This is a genomic window from Azospirillum sp. TSH20, assembly GCF_003115935.1.
GTDB lineage: Bacteria > Pseudomonadota > Alphaproteobacteria > Azospirillales > Azospirillaceae > Azospirillum.
On sequence record NZ_LGQU01000221.1, the window covers coordinates 1 to 1,239 of the forward strand.

At 55.9% G+C, this 1,239-nt stretch carries 1 rRNA gene; it reads left to right on the forward strand.

The features are described 5' to 3' along the window. A 23S ribosomal RNA gene (locus TSH20_RS34490) occupies window positions 1-1,239 on the forward strand; the annotation flags it as partial.

Sequence of the window (1,239 nt, forward strand, 5' to 3'; positions counted from 1 at the left end):
GGGAAGCGAACCCGGCGAACTGAAACATCTAAGTAGCCGGAGGAAAGGACATCAACCGAGACTCCGCTAGTAGTGGCGAGCGAACGCGGACCAGGCCAGTCATTCGATCTACATAACCGGAACCGTCTGGAAAGTCGGACCACAGTGGGTGATAGTCCCGTATGGATAAACCGGATCGAATGCTCGAGTAGGGCGGGGCACGTGAAACCCTGTCTGAACATGGGGGGACCACCCTCCAAGCCTAAGTACTCCTCAGTGACCGATAGTGCACCAGTACCGTGAGGGAAAGGTGAAAAGCACCCCGACAAGGGGAGTGAAACAGTTCCTGAAACCGGATGCCTACAAGCAGTCGGAGCCTCTTCATGGGGTGACGGCGTACCTTTTGTATAATGGGTCAGCGACTTAGAGTATGCAGCGAGCTTAAGCCGGTAGGTGGAGGCGCAGCGAAAGCGAGTCTGAATAGGGCGACCGAGTTGCATGCTTTAGACCCGAAACCTGATGATCTAGCCATGGGCAGGTTGAAGGTGCGGTAACACGCACTGGAGGACCGAACTCACGCCTGTTGAAAAAGTCGGAGATGACCTGTGGCTAGGGGTGAAAGGCCAATCAAATCAGGAAATAGCTGGTTCTCCGCGAAAGCTATTTAGGTAGCGCGTCGGATATCACCTGCGGGGGTAGAGCACTGGATGGGCTAGGGGGGCGCGAGCCTTACCAAACCTAACCAAACTCCGAATACCGCAGAGTGCAGTCCGGCAGACAGACGGTGGGTGCTAAGGTCCATCGTCGAGAGGGAAACAGCCCAGACCGCCAGCTAAGGTCCCCAAATCACGGCTAAGTGGGAAAGGATGTGGGAAGGCCATGACAACCAGGAGGTTGGCTTAGAAGCAGCCATCCTTTAAAGAAAGCGTAATAGCTCACTGGTCTAGTTAAGCCGGCCTGCGCCGAAAATGTATCGGGGCTCAAGCCGTGTACCGAAGCTGCGGATGTGATCTTTGATCACGTGGTAGCGGAGCGTTCCGTAAGCCTGCGAAGGGTGTCCGTGAGGCCGCCTGGAGGTATCGGAAGTGAGAATGCTGACATGAGTAGCGACAAACAGTGTGAGAAACACTGTCGCCGAAAGTCCAAGGGTTCCTGCGCAAGGTTAATCCACGCAGGGTGAGCCGGCCCCTAAGGCGAGGCCGAAAGGCGTAGTCGATGGGAACCACGTTAATAGTCGTGGGCCTGGCGGAGGTGACGGAT